The organism is Exiguobacterium artemiae, assembly GCF_033342815.1.
GTDB lineage: Bacteria > Bacillota > Bacilli > Exiguobacteriales > Exiguobacteriaceae > Exiguobacterium_A > Exiguobacterium_A artemiae_A.
The window spans coordinates 1-1,362 of record NZ_JAWPEN010000038.1; the positions used below are offsets into that span (position 1 = coordinate 1).

General features: G+C 44.7%; 2 protein-coding genes. Both read left to right on the forward strand.

What is annotated here, in order from left to right:
- Positions 1-68: 68 nt before the first annotated feature.
- Positions 69-746: a helix-turn-helix domain-containing protein gene (locus R7V76_RS16590; protein ID WP_318094350.1), complete on the forward strand. Its 678-nt coding sequence runs from the start codon at positions 69-71 to the stop codon at positions 744-746.
- A 32-nt stretch (positions 747-778) separates the two neighbouring features.
- A partial coding sequence (locus R7V76_RS16595) for an IS3 family transposase (RefSeq protein WP_318094351.1) occupies positions 779-1,362 on the forward strand: 584 nt, incomplete at its 3' end.

Below are 1,362 nucleotides of genomic sequence, written 5' to 3' on the forward strand. Positions count from 1 at the left end.
TGATATGCTCCCACAAAAGTAGACAGTTGAAATAATAAAACTGTCCACTTTTGAAGGGAGCTTTTTCTGTGTATAAATATAGATATTCAGCTGCTGAAAAATTAATAATTATCAAGAAATGTGAAGAAGGATATCACACGGTACGAGAAGTCGCAGCGCTCTTCGAGCTCTCGGTAACGACGCTTAGAGAATGGATGCGCGTTTATCATCATGGTGGTATTGAGTCTTTGGAAACTCGAGAAAGATGGGCAAAATACTCGAAGGAACTGAAAATTCAAGCTGTACGTGATGTTTTGGAAGGCCGTGAGTCTCTGACAAGTGCCACCCTGAAATTCAATATTTCCAGCAGAAGCGTGCTTAGAAGTTGGATAGCGAACTATAATAGTCATAGAGAACAGAAGACATTTTTAAAGGAGAACTCCTCTATGACCAAGGGAAGAAGCACTACATTTGAAGAACGTGTAGCCGCAGTGCTCGACTGCATTCAATCGGGTAAAGATTATCAAACAGTAGCACAGACCCATCGGGTCTCCTACCAACAACTCTATGGTTGGGTTCGAAAGTATGAAAGTGATGGCGTAGACGCACTTATCGATCGGCGTGGACGGAAGAAGACGGAAGAAGAACTGACTGAAATAGAACGCTCCGTCATCGAGCAGAAGCGACTCGAGAAGGAGAACGAGCTTCTCCGGATGGAGCTTTCCTTCCTAAAAAAGTTAGAGGAAATCGAGAGGAGGCGACGTTAAGCCAGGTTCATCATCATGATAAGTACGAAGCCATTCAATTACTCACAAAGCAGTTCGGTTACTCCATCGTATCACTATGCGACATCGCAGGAATTTCACGTGCCGGTTACTACAAATGGTTGAATCGTATACCTACGATACGGGAAGCTGAGAACACGTTGATTATCGAAGAGATGAACGCGATTCATGATGCGGTTGGTGGCATCTATGGATATCGTCGCATGTCCTTGAATCTGAAACGACGTTTCGGTCGAAACGTCAATCATAAACGTGTCCGTCGATTGATGCGAATTGCCCGGATTTACTGTGTAATCCGTCGAAAACGATCAAAATATGTCCGGACCTTTCCACAGCAGACGGCAGAAAATATCTTAAATCGTGATTTCCATGCGGCAGAACCGAATCAAAAATGGGTGACTGACGTCACAGAATTAAAGTACGGGGCCTCTGAAAAGGCCTATTTGAGTGCCATTCTCGACCTGCACGACGGATCCATTCGCTCGTTCGTCATCGGTCATTCGAATAATAATCAGCTCGTGTTCGATACGCTTGAACGCGCCCTACAGGGCGCACCAGAAAGTCAACCACTTCTACATAGCGATCGTGGATTCCAATA